General features: G+C 72.0%; 22 protein-coding genes and 2 pseudogenes. 13 read left to right on the top strand and 11 right to left on the bottom strand.

Translation table 11 applies throughout. The annotated features are described in order from the left end of the window. Positions 1 to 2: 2 nt before the first annotated feature. The 3 genes from PV363_RS02330 to PV363_RS02320 are packed head-to-tail and all read left to right on the top strand — an operon-like array spanning position 3 to position 614. Complete coding sequence (locus tag PV363_RS02330) at positions 3 to 164, top strand: hypothetical protein (protein WP_220343443.1); 162 nt, start codon at positions 3 to 5, stop codon at positions 162 to 164. Then, positions 161 to 322, top strand: coding sequence for a hypothetical protein (locus tag PV363_RS02325; protein ID WP_220343444.1), 162 nt, complete (start codon positions 161 to 163; stop codon positions 320 to 322). The genes PV363_RS02330 and PV363_RS02325 overlap by 4 nt, the downstream gene beginning before the upstream one ends. Further along, positions 294 to 614 carry a hypothetical protein gene (locus PV363_RS02320; protein WP_301021597.1) on the top strand — a complete coding sequence of 107 codons (321 nt, stop codon included), beginning with the start codon at positions 294 to 296 and terminating at the stop codon, positions 612 to 614. Before PV363_RS02325 ends, PV363_RS02320 begins: the two co-directional genes overlap by 29 nt. A 3-nt stretch (positions 615 to 617) precedes the next feature. Here the strand turns inward: PV363_RS02320 and PV363_RS02315 are convergent, their stop codons facing one another. From PV363_RS02315 to icmF, 5 genes and pseudogenes are all read right to left on the bottom strand, one after another. Further along, entirely contained in the window at positions 618 to 1,961 is a 1,344-nt protein-coding gene (locus tag PV363_RS02315; protein WP_220343446.1) for an anaerobic C4-dicarboxylate transporter family protein, read from the bottom strand. Between the two features lie 48 nt (positions 1,962 to 2,009). After that, positions 2,010 to 3,344 (bottom strand): M20/M25/M40 family metallo-hydrolase, encoded by a 1,335-nt coding sequence (locus tag PV363_RS02310; RefSeq protein WP_220343447.1) that lies wholly within the window; start codon positions 3,342 to 3,344, stop codon positions 2,010 to 2,012. A 58-nt stretch (positions 3,345 to 3,402) separates the two neighbouring features. Further along, positions 3,403 to 4,119, bottom strand: a complete 717-nt coding sequence (locus tag PV363_RS02305; protein WP_301021605.1) for a helical backbone metal receptor — start codon at positions 4,117 to 4,119, stop codon at positions 3,403 to 3,405. A gap of 74 nt (positions 4,120 to 4,193) precedes the next feature. After that, on the bottom strand, positions 4,194 to 4,943 hold the full coding sequence (locus tag PV363_RS02300; protein WP_220343448.1) for an MSCRAMM family adhesin SdrC: 750 nt from the start codon (positions 4,941 to 4,943) through the stop codon (positions 4,194 to 4,196). 95 nt (positions 4,944 to 5,038) lie between these two features. Further along, a pseudogene (gene icmF, locus PV363_RS02295) lies at positions 5,039 to 8,260 on the bottom strand (fused isobutyryl-CoA mutase/GTPase IcmF). Positions 8,261 to 8,316: 56 nt separating this feature from the next. Here icmF and PV363_RS02290 point away from each other — a divergent pair. The 8 genes from PV363_RS02290 (at position 8,317) to PV363_RS02255 (ending at position 13,369) form a co-directional block, all read left to right on the top strand. After that, positions 8,317 to 8,850, top strand: a complete 534-nt coding sequence (locus tag PV363_RS02290; RefSeq protein WP_220343450.1) for a MarR family transcriptional regulator — start codon at positions 8,317 to 8,319, stop codon at positions 8,848 to 8,850. 162 nt (positions 8,851 to 9,012) lie between these two features. Continuing rightward, on the top strand, positions 9,013 to 9,567 hold the full coding sequence (locus PV363_RS02285; protein ID WP_220343451.1) for a hypothetical protein: 555 nt from the start codon (positions 9,013 to 9,015) through the stop codon (positions 9,565 to 9,567). A gap of 22 nt (positions 9,568 to 9,589) precedes the next feature. Then, positions 9,590 to 10,348: an MBL fold metallo-hydrolase gene (locus PV363_RS02280; protein ID WP_301021596.1), complete on the top strand. Its 759-nt coding sequence runs from the start codon at positions 9,590 to 9,592 to the stop codon at positions 10,346 to 10,348. A 125-nt stretch (positions 10,349 to 10,473) separates the two neighbouring features. After that, entirely contained in the window at positions 10,474 to 11,289 is an 816-nt protein-coding gene (locus PV363_RS02275; RefSeq protein WP_301021595.1) for a sigma-70 family RNA polymerase sigma factor, read from the top strand. An 11-nt stretch (positions 11,290 to 11,300) separates the two neighbouring features. Then, a complete protein-coding gene (locus PV363_RS02270) occupies positions 11,301 to 12,314 on the top strand; it encodes a DNA topoisomerase IB (RefSeq protein WP_220366234.1) in 1,014 nt (337 codons plus the stop codon). A gap of 24 nt (positions 12,315 to 12,338) precedes the next feature. Beyond that, entirely contained in the window at positions 12,339 to 12,764 is a 426-nt protein-coding gene (locus tag PV363_RS02265; RefSeq protein WP_220343455.1) for a ChaB family protein, read from the top strand. 39 nt (positions 12,765 to 12,803) lie between these two features. Further along, positions 12,804 to 13,094: a hypothetical protein gene (locus tag PV363_RS02260; RefSeq protein WP_220343456.1), complete on the top strand. Its 291-nt coding sequence runs from the start codon at positions 12,804 to 12,806 to the stop codon at positions 13,092 to 13,094. After that, a complete protein-coding gene (locus tag PV363_RS02255; protein ID WP_220343457.1) occupies positions 13,094 to 13,369 on the top strand; it encodes a DUF4235 domain-containing protein in 276 nt (91 codons plus the stop codon). Before PV363_RS02260 ends, PV363_RS02255 begins: the two co-directional genes overlap by 1 nt. Here PV363_RS02255 and PV363_RS02250 read toward each other — a convergent pair. After that, positions 13,344 to 14,327, bottom strand: coding sequence for a glycosyltransferase (locus PV363_RS02250; RefSeq protein WP_301021594.1), 984 nt, complete (start codon positions 14,325 to 14,327; stop codon positions 13,344 to 13,346). The two genes, PV363_RS02255 and PV363_RS02250, sit on opposite strands and share 26 nt — an antisense overlap. Further along, positions 14,315 to 15,619, bottom strand: coding sequence for a UDP-glucose/GDP-mannose dehydrogenase family protein (locus PV363_RS02245; RefSeq protein WP_301021593.1), 1,305 nt, complete (start codon positions 15,617 to 15,619; stop codon positions 14,315 to 14,317). The genes PV363_RS02250 and PV363_RS02245 overlap by 13 nt, the downstream gene beginning before the upstream one ends. A 78-nt stretch (positions 15,620 to 15,697) precedes the next feature. On the opposite strand from PV363_RS02245, the gene PV363_RS02240 reads away from it, so the two are divergent. Together PV363_RS02240 and PV363_RS02235 are read left to right on the top strand one after the other, a co-directional pair. Further along, the gene (locus PV363_RS02240) at positions 15,698 to 17,353 is read left to right on the top strand and encodes a carbamoyltransferase C-terminal domain-containing protein (RefSeq protein ID WP_220343460.1); all 1,656 of its coding nucleotides are present in this window, start codon (positions 15,698 to 15,700) and stop codon (positions 17,351 to 17,353) included. Further along, entirely contained in the window at positions 17,350 to 18,891 is a 1,542-nt protein-coding gene (locus PV363_RS02235; RefSeq protein WP_301021592.1) for an HAD-IIIA family hydrolase, read from the top strand. Before PV363_RS02240 ends, PV363_RS02235 begins: the two co-directional genes overlap by 4 nt. On the opposite strand, the gene PV363_RS02230 is transcribed toward PV363_RS02235, so the two are convergent. From PV363_RS02230 to PV363_RS02215, 4 genes and pseudogenes are all read right to left on the bottom strand, one after another. Beyond that, positions 18,794 to 19,870, bottom strand: coding sequence for an NAD-dependent epimerase/dehydratase family protein (locus tag PV363_RS02230; RefSeq protein ID WP_301021591.1), 1,077 nt, complete (start codon positions 19,868 to 19,870; stop codon positions 18,794 to 18,796). The genes PV363_RS02235 and PV363_RS02230 overlap by 98 nt on opposite strands. Next, positions 19,867 to 20,868, bottom strand: a complete 1,002-nt coding sequence (locus tag PV363_RS02225; RefSeq protein WP_301021590.1) for a glycosyltransferase family 9 protein — start codon at positions 20,866 to 20,868, stop codon at positions 19,867 to 19,869. Before PV363_RS02225 ends, PV363_RS02230 begins: the two co-directional genes overlap by 4 nt. Continuing rightward, complete coding sequence (locus PV363_RS02220) at positions 20,865 to 21,548, bottom strand: SDR family oxidoreductase (protein WP_301021589.1); 684 nt, start codon at positions 21,546 to 21,548, stop codon at positions 20,865 to 20,867. The genes PV363_RS02225 and PV363_RS02220 overlap by 4 nt, the downstream gene beginning before the upstream one ends. 36 nt (positions 21,549 to 21,584) lie before the next feature. Then, positions 21,585 to 21,938, bottom strand: a pseudogene (locus PV363_RS02215) (D-beta-D-heptose 1-phosphate adenosyltransferase); the annotation flags it as partial.

The following is a 21,938-nucleotide window of genomic DNA, read 5'->3' as shown; positions in this document are numbered from 1 at the left end:
ACGTGAAGTTCTTCCATCGCAAGACGCCCTTGGAGCGCGTTGTCGAGAAGATTCCCGGGGGCAGCGCCGTACGAGGTGGCGCCATCACGGCTGCCGGGCTGATCGGCTTGTCGGCGGTCAGCGCCGCGGTGAGCGCGATCCGTGACAGGCAGGGCAGCCGGTGAAGCTCCGGACGCTCGCGGTGTTCGGGATCGGCTACGTATTGGGGACGAAGGCAGGCCGTGACCGCTACGAGCAGATCGTCGCGGCCGCCAGGCGTGCCGGACAACGGATCGAGCAGTACGGGGACCCTGATGGCGCAGGCGGGTCACGCGTCTCCTGACGGGGGTCCGACGCTCGCCGACGGGGCGGTCGTCAGGGCTCACGTGGTCGCGCGACTGCTGGGCGTACGGCTGCTCCGGCTGGACGCCACGGTCGTCGTCACCCCGCCGTCGGCACCCGAGACGAGCGATCTCGGGGGGCCCGTCGTGCTCGGCGCCACGGTGAGCCCACGCACCGAGATCGCCCCACTCACGTCGATCGCTCCGTCGACGGCCGTCGACGGAGGACTGCCCGAGGCCGAACGCCTCCTACGCCTGGCGCGTTCGGAGAGGTCCGGGCGCCGTCACCGCTGACCGTCAGACGAACAGCCTGGAGATCAGGAGCGCCGTCGGCACCGACACGACGGCGATCACCAGCGTCGGCAGGATGAACGAGTGGTTCAGGACGTACCGGCCGATCGTGGTCGAGCCGGTCTGGTCGATCTCCACCGCCGCGAGCTGCGACCCGTTGGCGGGGAGCGTCATGACGCCGCCCATCGCCGGGAGGTAGGCGGCCAACGTCGCGACCGGCACGCCCAGGCTGATCCCGAGCGGGATCATCGTGTTCACCGAGGCCGACTGGCTGGTGGTCGCCGCGGCCACCAGGAACAACCCGATCGCCAGGAACCACGGGGCCTCCTCGGCGATGTCGGTGAGGCCTCCGATCACGGTGTCCTCGTTCCCGGTGATGAACGTGTTCGCCAACCAGGCGATGCCGAGCAGGGCGATGATCGCCGTGAGGCCCGACTTCGTGAGCGGCGCGTCCAGGACGGCGCCGGGCCGCACCTTGCCGACGGCCATCACCGCGAGCGCGACGACGAGCATCACCATGATCAGCAGCGTCGTCAGCGACAGCGTCTCGGTGGTGCCGTCGACCTCGTACGTGGGGAGCAGCTCGTCGAACGCGCCGAGGAGCACGACCGCGAGGACTCCCGCGAAGAAGACGCCGGCTGCGCGCTTGGCCGTCGCAGGCACGTCGGCGCCCTTGTCCTCGCCCGTCTCGGAGGCCGGCGGTTCGATGAGGCCGGCAGCGAGACGTCGCTGGAACTCCGGGTCGTCGGCGAGATCGCGACCGACTCGGCTCTGCACGACCGCCGCCACGATGGTCCCGAGCAGCACGGCGGGGAAGGTGATGAGCAGGATCTCGCCCAGGCTCAGGGCGCCGTCCTCGTCGCCGGTCAGGCCGACGAACGCTGCCATCGCTGCGGCGACGGGGCTCGCTGCCAGCGCGAAGCCCGACACCGCGACCGACGTGGCGAGCGGACGCTCCGGACGGATGCCGCGCTCGTAAGAGACCTCGTAGATCACCGGCAGCAGCGGGAAGATGATGTTCCCCGTGCCCGACCCGGCGCAGAACGCGAACGTGATCAGCGGTGCGAGGTAGTTCACGAGCCTCGGACGTGAGCGGATCACCTTCTCGGCAAGGTGGACGAGGTAGTCGATGCCGCCGGCCGCCTGCATCGCCGATGCCGCCGTGATCACGGCGATGATGACGAGGATGGCGTCGCTCGGGATCTCGCCCGGTGGCGCACCGAACACGAACACGAGGACCAGGACGCCGACCGCACCCCAGAGGCCGAGGCCGACACCACCGAGGCGCACGCCCATGTAGATGGCGCCGACGACCACGAGCGCCTGCAGGATCAGGAGGAAGGTGTCCACGGCGTCCCCTTTCGAGCCTCTGCCGCTCTCGTACGGCCGGGCGAGCTGCTAGTGGGCGAGTGCTTCGAGGAGGAGGGCCTGCGCGAGCGCCATGCGCTCGATCTCCGAAGGGTCGACCGACTCGTCGGGGCCATGGATGTGGGCGTGCTCGGCGTCCTGGGCTCCGACCAGGACGAAGTCCGCCGTCGGAACGGCCTCGTGCAGCGTCTCGAGGAGCGGGATCGACCCGCCCGACCCGACGGTCTGGACGTCCGCGCCGTACGCGGTGGCGAGCGCCTCGCGCATCAAGCCGAAAGCCCGCCCGTCCGTCCCCTGCGAGAACGCAGGGCTCACCTTGTCCGCGTGCACGTCGACCCGCGCGTTCCAGGGTGCGACGGAGCGCAGGTGCGCCATCAGGGCGTCGACCGCGTCGCGGGGGTCCTGCCCGGGCGGGATGCGCATCCCCACCACCGCCCGCGCGCTCGGCTGCAGGACGTTCGACGCCCGGTCGACCGGCACCGCGTCCAGGCCGAGCACACTGACTGACGGCCGGGCCCACAGACGCGAGGCGATCGTGCCCGTCCCTACCAGCCCGACGCCGTCAAGGACGCCGGCGTTGCGGCGCAGCATCTCCTCGGGATAGTCGGCGCCTTCCCAGTCTCCGGACGCGATGCCTTCCACGAGACAGTTCCCCTCCTCGTCGACCAGCGTCGCGAGCATGGTGATCAGCGCCATCAAGGCGTCGGGGGCTGCGCCGCCGAAGAGACCCGAGTGCACCGGCTGCTCGAGCGTCCGCACCTCGACCACAGCCTTCACATGACCGCGCAGCCCCACGCTCAGCACCGGCTCGCCGACGGTGAGGTTGCCCATGTCGGCGACGATCATGGCGTCGGCCTCGACCCTGTCCGGATTGGCGGTGACCCAGGCCTCGAGGTGGCTGACGGTCTCCTCCTCACCCTCGACGATGAGACGGACGCCGACCGGCGGTCTCCCGTCGAACGCGGCGAGAGTCGCGAGGTGGATCGCGATGCCCGACTTGTCGTCGGCGGCGCCGCGGCCGTACAACCGGCCGTCGCGCCACGTCGGCGCGAACGGGTCGGTCTCCCAGCCCTGCTCGGGGGGAGCCGGCTGGACGTCGTAGTGGGCGTAGAGCACGACCGTGGGCCGTCCCTCGGGCGCCGGGATCTCCGCGGTCACCGCCGGGTAACCGCCGGGGATCTCGGTGATCATCGCTGGCACGCCGTACCGGCCGAACGCGTCGACGACGGACTGCGCCATGGAGTGCACAGGCTCGGGCGGGAAGCCCGGGAACGCGCACGAGGGGATGGCGACCATCGACTCCAGCTCGTCGCGGATGGCGGGCATCAGCGCGGCGATCGTCGTCCGCAGCGAAGAATCGTCCATGGCGCGAACGTAAACCGCGACCCGTCTCTCGGCGCGTCGAGCGCTCCGGCGGTGCGGGTCAGGCGGTCGCGGAGCGGGTCACGAGATCGGCCAGCGCCGTACGCGCCTCGAGCAGCGACGGCCCGTACCAGGTGAGGAGCCGACCGGGCACCAGCACGGTCGGCACACGGGTGAACGCCTCGGGACCGTCGGACGGACCGAAGGGGTACGGCTCGTCGGGCAGCAGCACGACGTCGAGGTCGGCACGGTCGAGGCCTTCGAGCGGGACGTGCGGGTATCGGCCGTCGGCTTGCGCGTACGCGTGCTGCCAACCGAGCCGGGAGACCAGGTCACCGGTGAAGGTGTCGCGTCCGACGACCATCCAGGGGTCGCGCCAGACGGCGACTGCCGCGCGGAGCGCGGGGGCGCCGGTGGTGGGCCGCGAGGGAGCCGCCCACGCGGCTGCGACAGTGTCGAGCCAGCCGGGGACGCCCCAGCCCAGGGCCTCGGCGAACAGTCGCCGCATCGACGCGACCGCTTCGTCGACGGTCTGGATCCTGGTCACCCAGACGGCGACGCCCGCCTCGCGCAGACGTCGGACGTCGAGCTCGCGGTTCTCCTCCTGGTTGGCGACCACCAGGTCGGGAGAGAGGTCGGTGACCGCCCGAAGGTCAGGGTTCTTGGTGCCACGGACCCGGACGACGTCGAGGTCGGCGGGGTGGGTGCACCAGTCGGTCGCGCCCACCAAGGCGTCGCCGCGGGTCGCGGCGATCGCCTCGGTGAGCGACGGAACCAGTGAGACGACACGGCACGCGGTGCGCGGGTGCGCAACCGGGGTGCCGAGGTCGTCGCTGGTCCGGGCGTCCGTGGTCAGGCCTGGTGCCGGCCGTCGGCGTCGCGCTGACGCGGCTCGGTCTCGTCGGCCGGGACCTCGTAGGTCTCGGTCACCTCGACCGTCTCGTCGGTCGCGGCATCGGTGCGAGGGTCGGTCGTGCCGTCGGCGTGCGTGCCGGGCTCGGTCGTGCCGGTGGTGTAGGCACCGGCGTCGGTCGTGCTGTCGGCGTGCGTGCCGGTGTCGGCGGTGCCGTCGGCGTGCGTGCCGGGCTCGGTCGTGCCGGTGGTGTAGGCACCGGCGTCGGTCGTGCCGTCGGCGTGCGTGCCGGTGTCCGTGCCGGTGGTGTAGTCGCCCTGCGAGTCGGTGGTGTAGTCCCCGCTCGAGTCAGCGACGTAGTCCCCGCTCGCGCCCGCGGCGTAGGCGCCGGCCGGGCGGTCGTCGCGACCGCCGTCGGGATCGAGCTCGTCGGCCCTCGCGAGCTTCTCGTCGACCTCGGAGCGGGTGCGCTGCGCGTGCTCCTGGTGCTCACGCGCCTCACGCTCGCGCTGCTCGGCCGCGACCCGTGCCTCCTCGGCATCGGCGCGTGCTCGCGCCGCCTCGGCATCGCGACGGCTGGCTTCCAGCTGGGTGTCCTGCGCCTGCGCGCGGAGGGCATTGGCCTCCTCGCGCCGCTGTGCGGCTGCACGCTCGCGGCTCTTGCGCTGTGCGGCCAGGGCCGCCAGTGCGATCAACGCCACCACGACGACGGCGATGATGACCCAGACCCACCAGGGAATGTCATCCATGTCGAACTCCTCAAGCCGGGCCGCTCGGGGATGCGGCCGTACGTGTCCGGCACAGTACCCAGTTCTGCCCCCGTTCACCGGTTGCGAGCGCAGGCTCAGACGTTGCGCCGGTATTGGCCTCCGACCTCGAAGAACGCCTCCGTGACCTGCTGGAGCGAACACACCCGTGCCGCGTCCATCAGCACGTCGAACGCGTTCTCGTCCGACGCCGCGGCGTCCTTCAGCCGCGCCAACGCTGCCTGTGCCTCGTCGCGGTGTGTCTCCTGGAACGCGTGGACGCGGGCGAGCTGCGACCGCTTCTCGTCCTCGGTCGCGCGGGCGAGCTCGATCGGTCCGTGCTCCTCCCCGGCCCGCGGGTTGCGGAAGGTGTTCACACCGACGATCGGCAGGGAGCCGTCGTGCTTGCGGTGCTCGTACAGCATGGACTCGTCCTGGATGCGGCCACGCTGGTATCCGGTCTCCATCGCACCGAGCACGCCGCCGCGCTCGGTGATCCGGTCGAACTCCTCGAGCACGGCCTGCTCGACGAGGTCGGTCAGCTCCTCGATCACGTACGACCCCTGCTGCGGGTTCTCGTTCATCGCGAGACCCCACTCCTTGTTGATGATCATCTGGATCGCCAGCGCGCGGCGCACGGACTCCTCGGTCGGTGTCGTCACCGCCTCGTCGTAGGCGTTGGTGTGGAGGCTGTTGGCGTTGTCGTAGATCGCGATCAACGCCTGGAGCGTCGTCCGGATGTCGTTGAAGCTCATCTCCTGCGCGTGCAGGGACCGTCCCGAGGTCTGCACGTGGTACTTCAGCTTCTGCGAACGCTCGTTGGCGCCGTACCGCTCGCGCATGGCGACCGCCCAGATGCGGCGCGCCACGCGGCCGATCACGGAGTACTCCGGGTCCATCCCGTTGGAGAAGAAGAACGACAGGTTGGGTGCGAAGTCGTCGATGTCCATCCCGCGGGCGAGGTAGGCCTCGACGTAGGTGAAGCCGTTCGCGAGCGTGAACGCCAGCTGGCTCAGCGGGTTCGCCCCGGCCTCGGCGATGTGGTAGCCGGAGATCGACACGGAGTAGAAGTTGCGGACCTGGTGCTGGATGAACCACTCCTGGATGTCGGCCATCATCCGCAGGCTGAACTCCGTCGAGAACAGGCAGGTGTTCTGGCCCTGGTCCTCCTTGAGGATGTCCGCCTGGACCGTGCCGCGGACGTTGCCGACGGCGTACGCGACGAGGTCGGCGTCCTCCTCCGGCGACGGTTCGCGTCCGTTCTCGTCGCGGAAGCGGTCGCGCTGCTGGTCGATGACGGTGTTGAGGAAGAACGCGAGCACCGTCGGGGCCGGGCCGTTGATCGTCATCGACACCGACGTGGAGGGGGAGACGAGGTCGAACCCGTCGTAAAGCACCTTCATGTCGTCCAGCGTCGCGACCGACACCCCCGAGGTCCCGACCTTGCCGTAGACGTCGGGCCGTTCGCCGGGATCGCGTCCGTACAGCGTGACCGAGTCGAACGCGGTCGAGAGCCGGGTCGCCTCGCCGTCGGACGACAGGAGCTTGAACCGGCGGTTGGTACGGAACGGATCGCCCTCGCCGGCGAACATGCGTGCCGGGTCCTCGCCGTCGCGCTTGAACGAGAAGACGCCCGCAGTGTAGGGGAAGTGGCCGGGCAGGTTCTCGCTGCGCCAGTAGCGCACGAGGTCGCCGTGGTCGGTCGTGCGGGGCAGTGCCACCCTCGGCACCCGCGTGCCGGACAAGGACTCACGGGCCAGTCGCGTGCGGAGCTCGCGGCCGCGCACGGTGACGACCTGCTCGTCGCCCTGGTACGACGCCACCACCGTCGGCCAGTCACGTATCCGGGCTCGCACCTCGTCGGGCAGTGTCGCCGCGGTCGTCTCCGCGAGCGAGCGGGCGTCGTCCGAGCCGAGCCCCGCCGCTGCCAGGTCCTGTGCCGCCGACTCGAGCGCCTGCGCGCGGCGGGCCGTGTCGGCGATGCGCTCGGTGGCGGCGTGGTAGTCGCGGACGGTCTCGGCGATCTCGGACAGGTAGCGAGAGCGGTTCGGGGGGACGATCGCGGCGAACCTGGTCGAGTGGCGCACGTCGACGCGGGGGAGCGCGCCCTCCTCGAGCGAGAGCCCTTGCTCGCCCAGGAGGCGCACGAGCTCTTGGAACAGCGCGGTCACGCCGTCGTCGTTGAAGGTCGCCGCGGACGTCCCGAACACAGGCATGTCCTCGGGTCGGCTGCCGAACGCCTCGCGGTTGCGCACCATCTGCCGCCCGACGTCGCGCAGGGCGTCGGCCGCGCCGCGGCGCTCGTACTTGTTGATCGCCACGACGTCGGCGAGGTCGAGCATGTCGATCTTCTCCAGCTGCGACGCGGCGCCGAACTCCGGCGTCATGACGTACAGGGAGGTGTCGACGAACGGCACGACCGCGGCGTCGCCCTGGCCGATGCCTGGAGTCTCGAGCACCACGAGGTCGTATCCCGCTGCCTTCACGACCGCGATGACGTCGTTCAGCGTGTCGGGGAGCTCGTGGGCCCCGCGCGTCGCGAGCGAGCGGAAGAACGTGTGGACGCCGTCGAGGGCGTTCATCCGAATCCGGTCACCGAGCAGCGCTCCTCCGCCCCGACGACGGGTCGGGTCGACCGCGAGCACGGCCTAGCGGTCGTTAGCCTGCTGGTCGATGCGCAGGCGTCGGACCAGCTCGTCGGTGAGCGAGGACTTGCCCGAGCCGCCGGTGCCGGTGATGCCCAGAACAGGCGTGCTCGACGCCTCGGCCGCGACGCGGACGGCGCGGGCGAGCGGACCGTCGAGCCGGCCCTGCTCGGCACCGGTGACAGCGCGCGCGAGCGACACCCGGTCTACCGCGAGCACGGCCTCGGGGTCGGGACGGTGCTGGTCCCACAGGTCGGCGCGGCAGGCCTCGACCACCTCGGCGATCATCCCGGGGAGGCCGAGGCGCTGCCCGTCCTCGGGAGAGAAGATCAGGACGCCGCTCTCACGCAGGCGGGCGATCTCGGAGGGGACGATGACGCCGCCTCCGCCGCCGAAGACCTTGACGTGCCCGGCGCCCCGCTCGGCGAGGAGCTGCACGAGGTACTCGAAGTACTCCACGTGGCCGCCCTGGTAGGAGGAGACCGCGACTCCGTGCGCGTCCTCCTCGATCGCGGCGTCCACGACCTCGACGACCGAACGGTTGTGACCGAGGTGGATCACCTCGCACCCCTGCGACTGCAGGATGCGGCGCATGATGTTGATCGAGGCGTCGTGGCCGTCGAAGAGGCTCGAGGCGGTGACGATCCGTACCCGCAGGGCATCCGCAGTTTCCATAGGACGTAAAATAGTTGGACTTCCTAGTAATGTCGAGTCTCGATAGGGTGAGGTCCATGCCAGGGCGACCCCGACTGCCGTTCGACCCCGTCGAGCGCGCCGGCGAGCTCTGGGAGAGCCACTTCGGTGACGCCACCGCCATGCGGCTCGCGACCTCGGTGATGCGGGTGCAGCAGCTGCTGCTCGCCGAGCTGGACGCGGCACTCAAGCCGTACGCCATCACGTTCGCGCGCTACGAGGTGCTGGTGCTGCTGACGTTCAGTCAGGCGGGCACGCTGCCGCTGAGCAAGATCGGCGAGCGGCTGATGGTGCACCCGACCTCGGTGACGAACGCGATCGATCGGCTCGAGGCCCAGGGGCTCGTCCTGCGTCAGACCGACCCCAGCGACCGGAGGCGGACGCTGGCCTCCCTCACGCCGGCCGGTCGCGAGCTCGTCATCGAAGCGACGGCCGCCTTGACAGCGATCGACTTCGCCGTCGACGGTCTCACCGCACGCGAGCAGGACGACGCGTTCGCCCTGCTGCGGCGGCTGCGTTCGGCCGCCGGTGACTTCCCGGAGAAGGCGCCGGAGAGGTCAGTCAGCGGCTGAGCGACCGGCCCGCTCCACAGCCCGCGTGACCGGGCTGTCCAGCACCCTCGAGTGCAGGTTGACGCTTGATGCCGTGACGCACTAGGTTCGCCGCGGGTCGGCCGTCGTGCCGCACCGTTCGGGGGCTCGACGAGAGGTCGAGGTAGGGGTGACGGAGGCGACGTGAGGGTTGCACGAAAGAACGACCCTGTGACCCCGCTGGAGGCGCTCACCTTCGCCACCGCAGTCATCGGGCCGCCATGGGCGCTCGGCGTGCTCATCGCCTCGCTCTACGTCGCGGGACCGGCCTTTTTGCTCCTGCTGGTCCCGGTGGCGTTCCAGCCCGTCTCCCTGCTCGCCGGAGCGGCGGCCGTCGTCGCCGTCACCGCACTGGTCGTGCGGGTGCAGGACCGGTGGACGCGACCGGAGATCGCGCTCGTGTCCTCCGGGCTGTTCGCGGCGGCGTTGTGGTTCGCCCCCGTGGCGCTCGTGGGTGACCTTGATCCCGGCGCCGTGCTCGGACTGATCCTCGTCGTCCTGGCCGTCGCCTTCGGCCCGATCCCTCTGTGCTTCTGGTCGGCCACGCGTGCGGCGCGCTCGATGCGGATCGGGGTGCGCGACCCGGCGGCGGCGTCGTGGTTGCGTGATGCTGTCGCCTGGGGCATGTCTCGGTTCGAGATGATCCGCGCGCGGGCCCTGCGCCCCCCGGGCCTCGGGCAGGTCCGGGAACGGCGGTGACCGACGAGCGAGGAGAGTGCCGATGACGACGCCCTACACGATCACCCGCGTCGGCGACGCGTACCTCGTCTCGACGCGCGACGTGAACTGGGTGCTCGTCGAGGACGGGCACGACCTCACGCTCATCGACGGCGGCTATCCCGGGAACACCGTCGACGTGGAGCGCTCCATCCGCGATATCGGGCACCAGGTGCGCGACATCCGCGGGATCCTGCTCACCCACGCGCACGTCGACCACCTCGGTGGCGCGGCGCGTATCGCCTCCCGGCACTCGATCGACACGTGGACCGGGCCCGTCGAGGTCCCGCACGCGCGCCGCGACTACCTCCAGCAGCTGTCACCGGCGCGGCTCCCGCTGGTGCTGTGGCGTCGGGGCGCCCTCGGGTGGCTGCTCGACATCACCCGGCTCGGCGGCACCGACCGCGGCGGCATCGACCAGGTGGGCGCCTACGACGCATCCCGGCTCGACCTGCCCGGCTCGCCGGTGGCCGTACCGACACCCGGACACACCGACGGCCACACCTCGTACCTGATCCCCGGCTCGGGCGTCCTGGTGAGTGGTGACGCGCTGATCACAGGTCACCCCGTCTCGCGGCTCCGGGGGCCACAGCTGATCGTCCGCCCGTTCTCCCACGACCGCGACGCGACGGTCGACTCGCTCGACGCGATCGCGAGCGTCGATGCCGGCACGCTCTTCCCCGGGCACGGCGCCGTATGGGCGGGGAGCATGCGGGACGCAGCCGGTCAGGCGCGGGCGACCGCCGGACCCTGGCGTCCCTGACATCAGGGGATCTACGCAGCCTGCTCAGGTCGACAGCAGTCGAGAAGACTGTTAGAAAGGACAGGCAGCCCTATTCAGTGGTCAAACAGCGCGCCACGTTCTCGCACTTGTGAACGGAGCGTGGCATGTCTGTTAGCGCAACGACCCTCGACCGCCCGCACGCTCTTCCTCGCGATCTGAGCCGCGACGAGCGCCGGACCGTGACCACCGAGCTGTGCGAAGCCCTTGCCGACTGCAACGAGGCCCACCGCGACCTGCTCCAGGCGCGTCTGGTCGAGGTCAACATGGGCGTGGCCCGTGCGGTCGCCTCCCAGTACCGCAACCGCGGTGTCGACCTCGACGATCTCGAGCAGGTCGCCTACGTCGGCCTGGCCAAGGCCGCCCGCGGGTTCGACCCCGCGCGTGGACACGACTTCCTCACCTACGCCGTCCCGACGATCCGCGGCGAAGTGCGCCGCTGGTTCCGAGACAGCTGCTGGATGGTGCGTCCGGTACGGCGCGTCCAGGAGACCCGCGCCCAAGTCGTGGCCTGCGTCGAAGAGCTGGTCCAGACGCTCGGCGAGACCCCGACCCCAGAGGCTGTGGCACAGCACCTCGCGCTGCCGGTCGAGGAGGTCAACGAGGCGATGGCTGCCGACGGCTGCTACCACCCCTCCTCGCTGGACTCGCCCGGCATCAACGGCGTGGGGTCGCTCGCCGACGTCCTCGGCGAGACCGACGACGCGTTCGCGCGGGCGGAGGAGAAGGCCTCGCTCGCGCCGTTGGTGCGCAGGCTGAGCGACCGTGATCGCGAGACGCTGGCGTTGCGCTACTTCCACCAGTGGACCCAGGAGCAGATCGCGGGGCGGCTCGGCGTCACTCAGATGCAGGTCTCCCGGATCCTCAGTCGCATCATCGCCCAGCTCCGCGAGCAGCTCGGCGACGGCACGCTGGCGGCGTAGCCGTCCATCGCATGAGGTTCCGTACGGTCTCGCGCAGCGAGCGTGGATGGAGCCGCCGACGGGTGGGTCAGGGGTTTCGGTACCTCGATGAGCAGGGGCATCCCCTTGGCGGGGAGGACCGGGCCCGTTGCGAGTCGCTCGCGATCCCGCCCGCGTGGGAGGACGTCTGGATCTGCCGGTGGCCCTCGGGGCACCTGCAGGCCACAGGCATCGATGCTGCCGGGCGGGTCCAGTACCTGTACCACCCGCTGTGGCGCGAGCGCATGGAGCGGCAGAAGCACGAGCGCGTGCTCGACGTCGCGCACCGCCTTCCCGAGGGCCGTGAGCGGGTGCTGCGCGACCTCGACGCGGCGGGCGTGCCCCGCGACAAGGCGCTGGGGGCGGCCTTCCGGCTCCTCGACCGCGGTCTCTTCCGGGTGGGCAACGACCGCTACGCCGCCAACGGAGGCGGGTACGGACTGGCCACCCTGCGCAAGGACCACGTCACGCTCCGCCGTGACAGGTCGACGATGGAGTTCGCCTACGAGGGCAAGTCCGGCGTCTCGCAACGCATCCAGGTCACCGACCCGCTCACCTACGAGGTGGTCGGGCCGATGCGTCGCCGCCGAGGCGGGGAGACGTTGCTGGCCTTCCAGGAGAGACGGCGTTGGACCGAGCTCTCCAGCCCCGACGTCAACGCGTACCTGCAGGAGCGGGTGTGTGCCGACATGACGGCGAAGGACTTCCGCACCTGGCACGCCACCGTCCTCGCCGCGGTGTCCCTCGCGTCGAAGGACGAGGCGTCGCGCACGGCGGCTGCACGGCGACGCGCGGTCGCCTCCACCATGCGTGAGGTCTCCGACGTGCTCGGCAACACGCCCACGGTCGCGAGGTCGTCGTACGTGAACCCTCGCGTGATCGAGCTCTTCGAGGACGGCGTGACCGTCGCGCCGACGCTGCGCATGCTCGGACCGCGGATCGACGAGGAGCGCGACCGCCCGACGCTGGAACGCGCCGTCCTCAACCTGCTGACCGACGAAGCCTGACCGACGAACGAGGAGGAGCGCACCATGCCGAAGACACGCAAGGACGGACAGCCCCGCAAGGAGGAGCTCCCCGCCCCGATCCGCCGATCGAGCGCCAAGGCGCAGCGGACGTTCGCCAAGGCGCACGACTCCGCCGCGGAGGAGTACGGAGAGGGCCGACGGGCGCACCAGGTCGGGTACGCAGCGCTGAAGCACAGCTTCGAGAAGGTCGGCGACCACTGGGAGCCGAAGGACGACCGAGGGCCGTCGGACGCCCAGGCACGCGGCGGGCGCGGCACGAACCGTCCCACCGCCGGGGGTGTCGACGCCAACGCCAGCAAGAAGCACCTGTACGACCTGGCGCGCCGCCTCGACGTGTCCGGTCGCTCCCAGATGACCAAGGACGAGCTCGTCACAGCGATCCAGCGGGCGAACGACCGGGCGAACGCCGACGCGCGGGCCGGATCCTGACGCACGCATGGTTCCCGGGCTTCCGGGCACCCGCTGCACATGACTGCCACGATCGAGAAGGTGCAGGAGGAGACCGGCTTCGGGCTGCTCGGCCGGTCGGAGCAGGTACTGCCCGAGCAGCGGTGCGGGGTGAGGGTGGTGGCGACCGCTCAGACCGGTGACGATGGGGGCGCACGACCGAAGACCGAGCCCGAAGGCGACGACCCCGTCACCGACCCCCGGACCGACCCGCGCACGAACCCCGGTTCCCCGCGGCCCAACGAGCCGCAGCCGGAAGAACCGAACGAGCCCGGTCTCGCCCCAGGCGAGTCCGACGAGAGGAGCACGTGATGCCCAACGCTGCGAAGCTGGCGTACCGCCCCATCGGACTGATCTCCGGCATGGCCGGAGGCATGATCGCCGGGATGATCTTCAAGCAGGTCTGGAAGCGGATCTCCGACGAGGACGAGACGCCCGACCCGCTCGCGGAATCCTCCTACGGCTGGCGGGAGCTCCTGCTCGCGTCGGCGATCCAGGGCATGATCTACGCGGTCGTGAAGGCCAGCATCGACCGGGCCGGTGCCCGCGGGTTCCAGCGGGTCACCGGAGCGTGGCCGGGCTCCTGACCCCGTCCGCGACGTCGTCCAGGACGGCCTCCCAGTCGGCGAGAAACCGTTCGAGGCCGAACCTCGCGCGCGCACGTTCCCGCGCGGCCGCCCCGGTCTCCTCGGCGAGCATCGGCTCGGCGACGAACCGGGCGGCCGCGTCGCGCATCGCCCGCGGGTCGGCGGAGGTGACGCCGCCGTCGCCGACCGCGCGGGGTGCCTCCGTGCCCGCGAAGGCGACAACCGGCAGCCCGAGGAACATCGCCTCGATCAGCGACAGGCCGAGAGAGGTCCATCGCGCGGTGTGGACGTACACGCGCCGGCGGGCCACCTCGTCGTGCATGATGTCCTGCGGGAGGTCCTCGTACGTCCAGACCCGGCGGGCCCAGTCGGCCTCTGCGAGCGGCGTGACGCCCATCCCGAACACGTCGAGAGGAACCGACTCGGCGATGGTGGGGAGGAGGTCGGTCCCGAGCACCCGCGTGCGGCGCACCGGTTCGTTCATGACGACCGCCGCGCGAGGCCACTCCCCGCTGTAGCGGTGCCCGGGATCGACGACGCCGTGCTCGACGACGTGCGTCGGTGTCGTGCCGCAGTCCCAGTACGCACGGTTGAAGGGCGTGACATGGACGATCGGCACGTCGGGACGGTCGGCGAGCGGGTGGACGCTCCGGACGGCGTCGCCAGGGGGAGTGTTGTGCTCGACGTAGACCGCCGGGACGTCCTCGCCGGCACGCAGGCCGGTCCAGCTCCGCAGCAGCTGCTCCTCGTGCGGTCGTTGCAGGACCACGAGGTCGAACGGCGTCGTGGCGAGCTCGTCGGCGGTCACCTCCCGGACGGAGCCCGGCCAGTCCCACGTGCGTGCGCGCCCGCGTCCGTCGGCATCGCGCTCGGCGTTGACGGGGACGAGGTACTCGTGGGGCCCCTGGAAGAACGACGTCGCCCACGAGCCGTGGACGTGCCAGATCAGGACGCGCATGCCGGCCTCCCCAGTCCGTGGAAGTCCCATCCCGCAGCTCGCCACTTGTCCGCGTCGAGGCAGGTCCGGCCGTCGACCACCACCGGAGCGGTGACCTCCTCGCGGAGCGCCACCGGGTCGAGCGCGGTGTAGTCGTCCCAGGCGGTGAGCACGGTGACGACGTCGGCGTCGGCGCAGGCCTCCTCGACGGAGGACGCGTACGTGAGGTGGTCGGCCACGCGTGCGGCCTGCGCGGCGGCACGCGGGTCGTGCACGCGGACCTCGGCACCGAGGCGGTGGAGGGTCGTCGCGACGTCGAGGGCGGGTGAGTCCCGGACGTCGTCGGAACCGGGCTTGAACGCGATCCCGAGGACTGCGACTCGTCGTCGCTCTCCCCACACGCCACGCACCAGGTCGACGGTACGGGCCCGCTGCCTCATGTTGACGAGGTCGACGTGGTGCAGGAGCGCGGCGGACTCCACGTCGAGCTCGTGCGCTCGCGCGACGAACGCGCGCGTGTCCTTGGGCAGGCAGCTCCCGCCGTAGCCGAGACCGGGCTGGAGGACGTCCGGGCCGATCCTGGGGTCGGCCGCCAGCACACGGACGAGGTCGTCGACGTCGGCGCCGGCACGCTCGCACACCTCGGCGAGGACGTTCACCACGGAGATGCGTGCCGCCAGCATGACGTTGGCCGAGACCTTGGCGAGCTCGGCGGTCCGCAGGTCGGTGCGGATGATCGGCGTCCCTTGACGCCCCCATCGCGCGTAGACCTCGGTGAGGACCGCGTACGCCGCGTCGTCGTGCACGCCGAGGACGAGCCGGTCGGGGTGGAGCGAGTCGTCGACCGCGTGCCCCTCGCGCAGGAACTCGGGGTTCCACGCGACGGAGACCGGCACGTCAGCCTCGCCGGCCATCAGCTCGGCCAGGTCGTCGGCGGTGCCGACGGGGACGGTGGAGCGTCCGACCACCAGGCACTCGCGGCTCGCGTGGCGGGCGACCTCGACCGCCGACGTACGCAGGGCGCTCAGGTCGGCGGCCCGTCCCCCGCGCTCCTGGGGTGTGCCGACGCAGAGGAAGTGGACCTCCGCGTCCGCGACGTCGGCGACGTCGTGGGTGAAGACGAGGCGTCCGCTCGCGACCCCGGAGCGGAGCAGGTCGGCGAGGCCCGGCTCATGGAACGGGACGCGCCCCTCGGCCAGTGCGGCGAGGCGCTCCCGATCGACGTCGTACGCCACCACCTCGTGACCCGCCGCCGCGAGGCAGGCGGCGTGGGTCGCGCCCAGGTATCCCGTCCCGATCACCGATGTCTTCACGGCCAGGCGGTTCCCGGCACCCGGGTGGTTATGCGTGGAGAAGCGTTTCCCGGCCGTGGTTCGGGGAACCCGACCGCCATGAAGGTCCTCGGAGTGAACGCCCTCTTCCACGACCCCTCGGCAGCCCTCGTCGTCGACGGGTCCGTCGTCGCCGCCGCGGAGGAGGAGAGGTTCAGCCGCCGCAAGCACGGCAAGCGCCCGGTCCCGTTCGCCGCGTGGGAGCTGCCGGAGCAGGCGATGCGCTGGTGCCTTGCCCAGGCGGGCCTGAAGCCGTCCGACCTGGACGCCGTCGCCTACGCCTACGACCCGGCACTGGCAGAGCCGATCGACGCGCTCGGTCTGCACGACCCGTGGGACGACCTGCGCCAGACGTACGCCGACCGCGCCCCCGCCTTCCTGGCGGCCGCGCTCCCGGGGCTCGACCCCGACGACGTGCGCTTCGTGCCGCACCACGTCGCGCACGCCGCATCGGCCGGTCTGGCGCTGACCGACGGGCACGCCGACGTGCTCGTCCTCGACGGGCGTGGTGAGGCCACCAGCCACCTCGCCGGACGGTATGAGGGAGGGGTCCTCCACCCGCTCGCGGGGCAGCGGCTCCCGCACTCGCTGGGCCTGCTCTACGAGGACCTCACCGAGCACCTCGGCTTCCTCCGCAGCAGCGACGAGTACAAGGTCATGGCCCTCGCCTCGTACGGCACGCCGCGGCACGCCGACGCCCTGCGCGAGCGCGTCCACGCCGACGGCGAGGGCGGGTTCGTCACCGAGCGTGTCGACTGGTCGGCGATCGCGAAGCAGCGTGCCGCCGACGAGCCGTGGACCCGCGACCACGCCGACCTCGCCGCGAGCGCCCAGCGCGTGCTGGAGGACACGGTGATCGACCTCGCGCGGTGGCTGCACGGACAGACCGGCGGCGACCGCCTGGCGCTCGCCGGCGGTGTCGCCCTCAACTGTGTCGCCAACACCAGGATCTTCGCCGAGACGCCGTACGAGCACGTGCTGCCGCAGCCGGCAGCGGGCGACGCGGGCACGGCTCTCGGGGCGGCGCTGACCGTCGCGGCCGAGCACGGACCGACGCGACCTGTGCCCGGGGCCGATCTGGGGCGGCGGTTCGACGACGACGAGATCGAGCAGGCCCTGCGGGCTGCCCACTGGCCGGCGGAGCGGCCCGACGACCTGGCGGGCATGGTCGCCGACACGCTTGCCGAGGGCGGCATCGTCGCATGGTTCCAGGGGGCGAGCGAGTTCGGCCCGCGGGCGCTCGGACATCGTTCGCTGCTCGCTGACCCGCGCGACCCGCAGAACCTCGACCGTCTCAACGCGGTCAAGGGCAGGGAGAGCTTCCGCCCCGTGGCGCCGATGGTCCTGGAGGACCGGGCGCCCGACATCTTCACCCGGGGCCCGCTGCCGTCCCCGCACATGCTCTTCGTCCACGACGTCCGGCCGCCGTGGCGCGAGCGGATCCCGGCGGTCGTCCACGTCGACGGCACGGCACGCGTCCAGACGGTCGACCGGACGCGGACGCCGCGCCTCGCCGCGCTGCTCGAGGCCTTCGAGGAACGGACCGGCGTGCCCGTGCTCGTCAACACCAGCCTGAACACCGCCGGGCGGCCGATGGTCGACTCGCCGCGCGACGCGCTGGAGCTGTTCGGGTCGGCCCCGGTCTCGATGCTGGTGATGGGCCCGTACGTCCTCACGCGTCCGACACCGGACACCGCCGCACAGAGGGATCGGTGAGCGCCGTGCGGCAACCGGTCGTGGACACGACGGTCGTCGTCCCCACCGTCGGACGTCCGTCGCTCGCGCGCGTGCTCGCGACGTTCCTGGCGCCCCCGCGCCCGGGTGTGGCGGCCGTCGTGGTGGTGGATGATCGGCCGGCTGACGACGACCGTCCGTTGCAGGAGGTTGTAGCGGCGCTCCCGCCGGACGGGAGCCGGTCGTGGTTGAGCGTCGTCCGCTCGTACGGTCGTGGGCCCGCGGCGGCGCGCAACCTCGGCGCAGCGGAGGCCCGGACGACGTGGATCTCCTTCCTCGACGACGACGTCGAGCCGGAGGCGGCGTGGACCGCGCGCCTCGTCGAGGACCTCGACGGCCTCGCCCCGGACGTGGCGGGAACTCAAGGACGGGTCGAGGTCCCGCTGCCGACCGACCGACGGCCGGACGACTTCGCGCGCGCGACGGCCGGCCTCGCGACGGCGCGGTGGATCACCGCCGACATGACCTACCGACGCACAGCCTTCGTCGCCGTCGGAGGATTCGACGAGCGCTTCCCGCGGGCCTACCGAGAGGACGCCGACCTGGCGCTGCGGATGAGGGCGAACGGTGCGCAGCTCGTGCGTGGTGCGCGCACCGTGGTGCACCCGGTGCGCGCCGAGCGCGCAGGGGTGAGCGTGCGTGCGCAGCGGGGCAATGCCGACGACCGGTTGATGCGTGCGCTGCACGGACCACGTTGGCGCACCCTCGCCGAGGCTCCACCGGGGCGGCTCGTCCGGCACGTCGCGATCACGGTGCTCGGCGCGGGCGGCGCGCTGGCCCTGGCAGCGGGGCGCCGACGCACAGCGGTGGCCGCCCTCGCGGGATGGGCGGCGGGCACGTCCGAGCTCTTCCTGGCGCGCTGGCTCCCCGGGTCGCGTTCACGCGCCGAGACGGTCCGCATGCTGTGGACCAGCGCCGTCATCCCGCCGACCGCGAGCTGGCACGCCCTGCGCGGAGCGGTCCTGCACCGTCGGGTGGAGGCCTGGCCGGAGCGTCGATGGCTGGTCCTCTTCGACCGCGACGGGACGCTGGTGCACGACGTCCCCTACAACGGGGACCCCGAGAAGGTCGAGCCGGTCGAGGGGGCCGCCGAGGCCCTGCAGAGGCTGCGCGGCGCCGGCGCGTACGTCGGGATCATCACCAACCAGTCAGGCGTCGGGCGGGGGTTCCTCGAGCGTGAGCAGGTCGACGCCGTGAACCGCCGGGTCGAGCAGCTGCTCGGGCCGTTCGACGTCGAGAAGATCTGCCCGCACGCCCCGGAGGACGGGTGCGCGTGCCGCAAACCCGCGCCGCGGATGGTGCTGGAGGCGTGCGCAGCGCTGGGCGTGCCCGTCGAGCGGTGCGTCGTGATCGGGGACATCGGTGCCGACGTCGAGGCGGCCCGGGCCGCGGGCGCGCGCGGGATCATGGTCCCGAACGACGTCACGCGTCCCGAGGAGGTCGCGGCAGCAGCGTTCGTACGACCAGATCTTCGCTCCGCGGTCGACGAGGTGCTGAAGTGGGTGGCGCAGGTGCGCTGACCTGCTCGCGGAACCAGGCGGCGGTCCGGGCGAGACCGTCGTCGAGGTCGACCTCGGGCTTCCAGCCCAAGGTCTCGCCGGCGCGCGTGATGTCGGGACAGCGCCGCGCCGGGTCGTCCTCCGGGAGGCCGACGTGCACGACCGGCGACCGGGAGCCGGTCACGGCGAGGACGCGCTGTGCCAGCTCCAGCACCGTGATCTCGTGCGGGTTGCCGATGTTGACCGGTCCGGGCTCGTCCGCCGTCGCCATCGCCACGAGCGCACGCACGGTGTCCTCGACGTAGCAGAACGACCGCGTCTGGGAGCCGTCCCCCTGGATGGTGAGCGGCTCGCCGCGCAGCGCCTGGGCCAGGAACGTCGACACCACCCGGCCGTCGTCGAGCCCCATCCGAGGACCGTAGGTGTTGAAGATGCGGACGACGCCGACGTCGAGGTCGAGCGAGCGCCGGAACGCGAACGCGGCAGCCTCCGAGAAGCGCTTGGCCTCGTCGTACACCGCGCGTGGCCCGATCGGGTTCACGTTGCCCCAGTAGGCCTCGTGCTGCGGGCTGACCTGCGCGTCGCCGTACACCTCCGACGTCGAGGCCAGCACGAAGCGCGCGCCGTCGGCGGCTGCGGCCTCGAGCGCGCGCAGCGTCCCGACGCTGCCCGTGCGCAGCGTGTGCACCGGCATCCGCAGGTAGTGCACGGGCGACGCCGTCGCCGCGAGGTGCATGACGACGTCCACGGCACCCTGCTCCGCACGGATCGCAGGGAGGTCGACCTCGACGACGTCGGTGATCAGGAGACGGAAGCGGGGGTTCGTGCCGGCACCGGCGACGTTGGCCGCCGACCCGGTGGACTCGTCGTCCACGCAGGTGACCCGGGCGCCGTGCGACAGCATCGCCTCGCACAGCGCGGAGCCGAGGAAGCCGGCTCCGCCGGTGACGAGCACGTGTGAGTCGTCGAGGTTGCGCTGCCGGGTCATCGGTTCCCTCATGCCTGCGGGGTACCCACGGACGGGGGGCGCATGCCCTGGGCGAGAGCGGCCTCCGCCGCCGCGACGACCTCGGCGGCCTCGATCGAGCCCAGCACGGGGTCGATCAGGGCACCGTGCGGATCCCCCTGGTAGGAGGCGCCGACGGTGTCTCCGCGCCAGAGGCCCCGGTGCGTACGCCCGGGGGGCGGACCCCACGTCGTGGGCGACGTGGGCCCGAACAGCGTGACGGACGGCGTGCCGAAGGCCGGGGCGAGGTGAGCCACGCCGGTGTCGGAGGAGAGCACCAGCCGGGCCGAGGCGACCAGGGCGGCCAGGTCGCGTACGTCGGTGGTGCCGGCGAGCACGGACTCCGGCGGCAGGGAGGCGCCGGCGGCCACCTCCCGGGCGAGCGTGCGCTCGGCGGGGGAACCGGTGACCACCACGTCGCCGTGGGCGGCCATCCGCGCGGCGACCTCCGCCCAGCGTTCCGCGGGCCACCGGCGGGACCCGGCCGCGGCTCCGGGATGCACGACCACCGCCGCGCGAGCCAAGGGCTCTGGCAGCTCTGGAGAGATGCGGGCGTCGTCGGGGTCGGCGCTGACCCCGAACGTCTCGCGGACGAGGCGGCACCACCGCGCGCGCTCGTGCTCCGTGTCGTCCCACACCGGCCCCACGGTTCCGGTGGTCACGTCCGCGAAGCCGACCAGGCGGCCCGGATGCGTCGCGCGGAGGAGCCGGTGGCTCTGCGGGCCCTTCCCGTGGAGGTTCACGGCCAGGTCCACGCCGTGGACCGCCTCGGGAAGCGGATCGAGCCCCTGGTGGGCAACGACCGCGTCGACGAGTCCCGCGTCGCGGAGGAGCCCACCGACGTCGCGGGGACCGAGGAGGGTGACGGAGGCGTCGGGGAGAGCGCCGCGCAGTGCCCGGAGGGCGGGTACGGCGGCCAGGAGGTCGCCGAGCCCGAGTGCCCGCAGCACCACCACCCGCGTGGGGTGAGGTGCTGCGGGCGGCGGCGTCATGGCCACGAGGGCTCGACCGACGGTGTCACGACGAGCTCCCGGACCTCGCACCCGGCAGGCGTCTCCAGCGCGAAGAGCACGGCCCGCGCGACGTCCTCGGGTGCGTTGAGCATCGCGTCGGCTGGAGGCTTGTACTGCTCGGTGCGCCCGTCGAAGAATGCCGTCTGCATCCCGCCCGGGACGAGCATCGTCACACCGACGTCTCCGGCGAGCTCGGCGGCGAGTGCTCGGCTGAAGCCGACGACGCCGAACTTCGACGCGCAGTACGCCGTCGCATCGGGAAGGGCGCGCAGCCCGAGCGTCGAGGCGACCGTCACGATGCGACCCCGCTCGGTCCGCAGCGACGGCAGGGCGGCTCGGACGACGGCTGCCGTGCCGAGCAGGTTCACGGCGATCACGCGCTCCCAGTCCGCGAGCGGCACGTCCTCGAGCTTGCCGCAGGCGTCGGTGCCGGCGCACGTGACGACCCCGTGCAGACCGCCTGTGCGCTCGATCGCCTTTTCCACGGCCCGGGTCGCGGCGCCGGTGTCAGCCAGGTCGACCACGGTGTGGTCGTACGGCGAGTCGGGGGCGACCCGGTCGAGGACGTACGGTCGCCCGCCGGCCTTGTCGACCGCTGCGGCGACCGCCGCTCCGAGGCCCGAGGCGCCTCCGGTGACGAGAACGGTTCCTACACTCATCGCTTCTCCTCTCGTGGACGTTCGTCCGGATGCCGCTCAGGCGTTCCGGTTGGCGGCCGCGACCAGACCGGTCGTGGAGCGCCCGCTCAGGTAGGGGAGCACCATGCTCCGACCGCCCCACCGGTCCAGGACCTGCTGCTCGGGCAGCGGTCCGCCGGCGTAGTCGCCGCCCTTGACCCACAGGTCGGGTCGGATCTCCTGCAACGCGGCGTCCGGCCGGTCCTCCTCGAAGACGACGACGGCGTCCACGCAGGCCAGCGACGCGAGCACGCGCGCCCGGTCGCGGGCCGGGACCAGTGGTCGACCCGGGCCCTTGAGCCCGCGGACGGAGGCGTCGGAGTTGAGCAGCACGACGAGGCAGTCACCCAGCCGGCGTGCAGCCTGGAGGGT

The organism is Mumia sp., from assembly GCF_028803055.1.
Lineage (GTDB): Bacteria > Actinomycetota > Actinomycetes > Propionibacteriales > Nocardioidaceae > Mumia.
Note: the sequence above shows the minus strand (reverse complement) of the source record. Positions and strands in the feature narration are given on the sequence as shown.

Excerpts from the sequence above, each read along its gene's own strand:
- PV363_RS02320 (WP_301021597.1), top strand. The coding sequence starts at position 294 with ATGGCGCAGGCGGGTCACGCGTCTCCTGACGGGGGTCCGACGCTCGCC.
- PV363_RS02310 (WP_220343447.1), bottom strand. The coding sequence starts at position 3,344 with ATGGACGATTCTTCGCTGCGGACGACGATCGCCGCGCTGATGCCCGCC.
- PV363_RS02300 (WP_220343448.1), bottom strand. The coding sequence starts at position 4,943 with ATGGATGACATTCCCTGGTGGGTCTGGGTCATCATCGCCGTCGTCGTG.
- PV363_RS02290 (WP_220343450.1), top strand. The coding sequence starts at position 8,317 with ATGCCAGGGCGACCCCGACTGCCGTTCGACCCCGTCGAGCGCGCCGGC.
- PV363_RS02280 (WP_301021596.1), top strand. The coding sequence starts at position 9,590 with ATGACGACGCCCTACACGATCACCCGCGTCGGCGACGCGTACCTCGTC.
- PV363_RS02275 (WP_301021595.1), top strand. The coding sequence starts at position 10,474 with ATGTCTGTTAGCGCAACGACCCTCGACCGCCCGCACGCTCTTCCTCGC.
- PV363_RS02270 (WP_220366234.1), top strand. The coding sequence starts at position 11,301 with ATGAGGTTCCGTACGGTCTCGCGCAGCGAGCGTGGATGGAGCCGCCGA.
- PV363_RS02265 (WP_220343455.1), top strand. The coding sequence starts at position 12,339 with ATGCCGAAGACACGCAAGGACGGACAGCCCCGCAAGGAGGAGCTCCCC.
- PV363_RS02260 (WP_220343456.1), top strand. The coding sequence starts at position 12,804 with ATGACTGCCACGATCGAGAAGGTGCAGGAGGAGACCGGCTTCGGGCTG.
- PV363_RS02255 (WP_220343457.1), top strand. The coding sequence starts at position 13,094 with ATGCCCAACGCTGCGAAGCTGGCGTACCGCCCCATCGGACTGATCTCC.
- PV363_RS02250 (WP_301021594.1), bottom strand. The coding sequence starts at position 14,327 with ATGCGCGTCCTGATCTGGCACGTCCACGGCTCGTGGGCGACGTCGTTC.
- PV363_RS02240 (WP_220343460.1), top strand. The coding sequence starts at position 15,698 with ATGAAGGTCCTCGGAGTGAACGCCCTCTTCCACGACCCCTCGGCAGCC.
- PV363_RS02230 (WP_301021591.1), bottom strand. The coding sequence starts at position 19,870 with ATGAGGGAACCGATGACCCGGCAGCGCAACCTCGACGACTCACACGTG.
- PV363_RS02225 (WP_301021590.1), bottom strand. The coding sequence starts at position 20,868 with ATGACGCCGCCGCCCGCAGCACCTCACCCCACGCGGGTGGTGGTGCTG.
- PV363_RS02220 (WP_301021589.1), bottom strand. The coding sequence starts at position 21,548 with ATGAGTGTAGGAACCGTTCTCGTCACCGGAGGCGCCTCGGGCCTCGGA.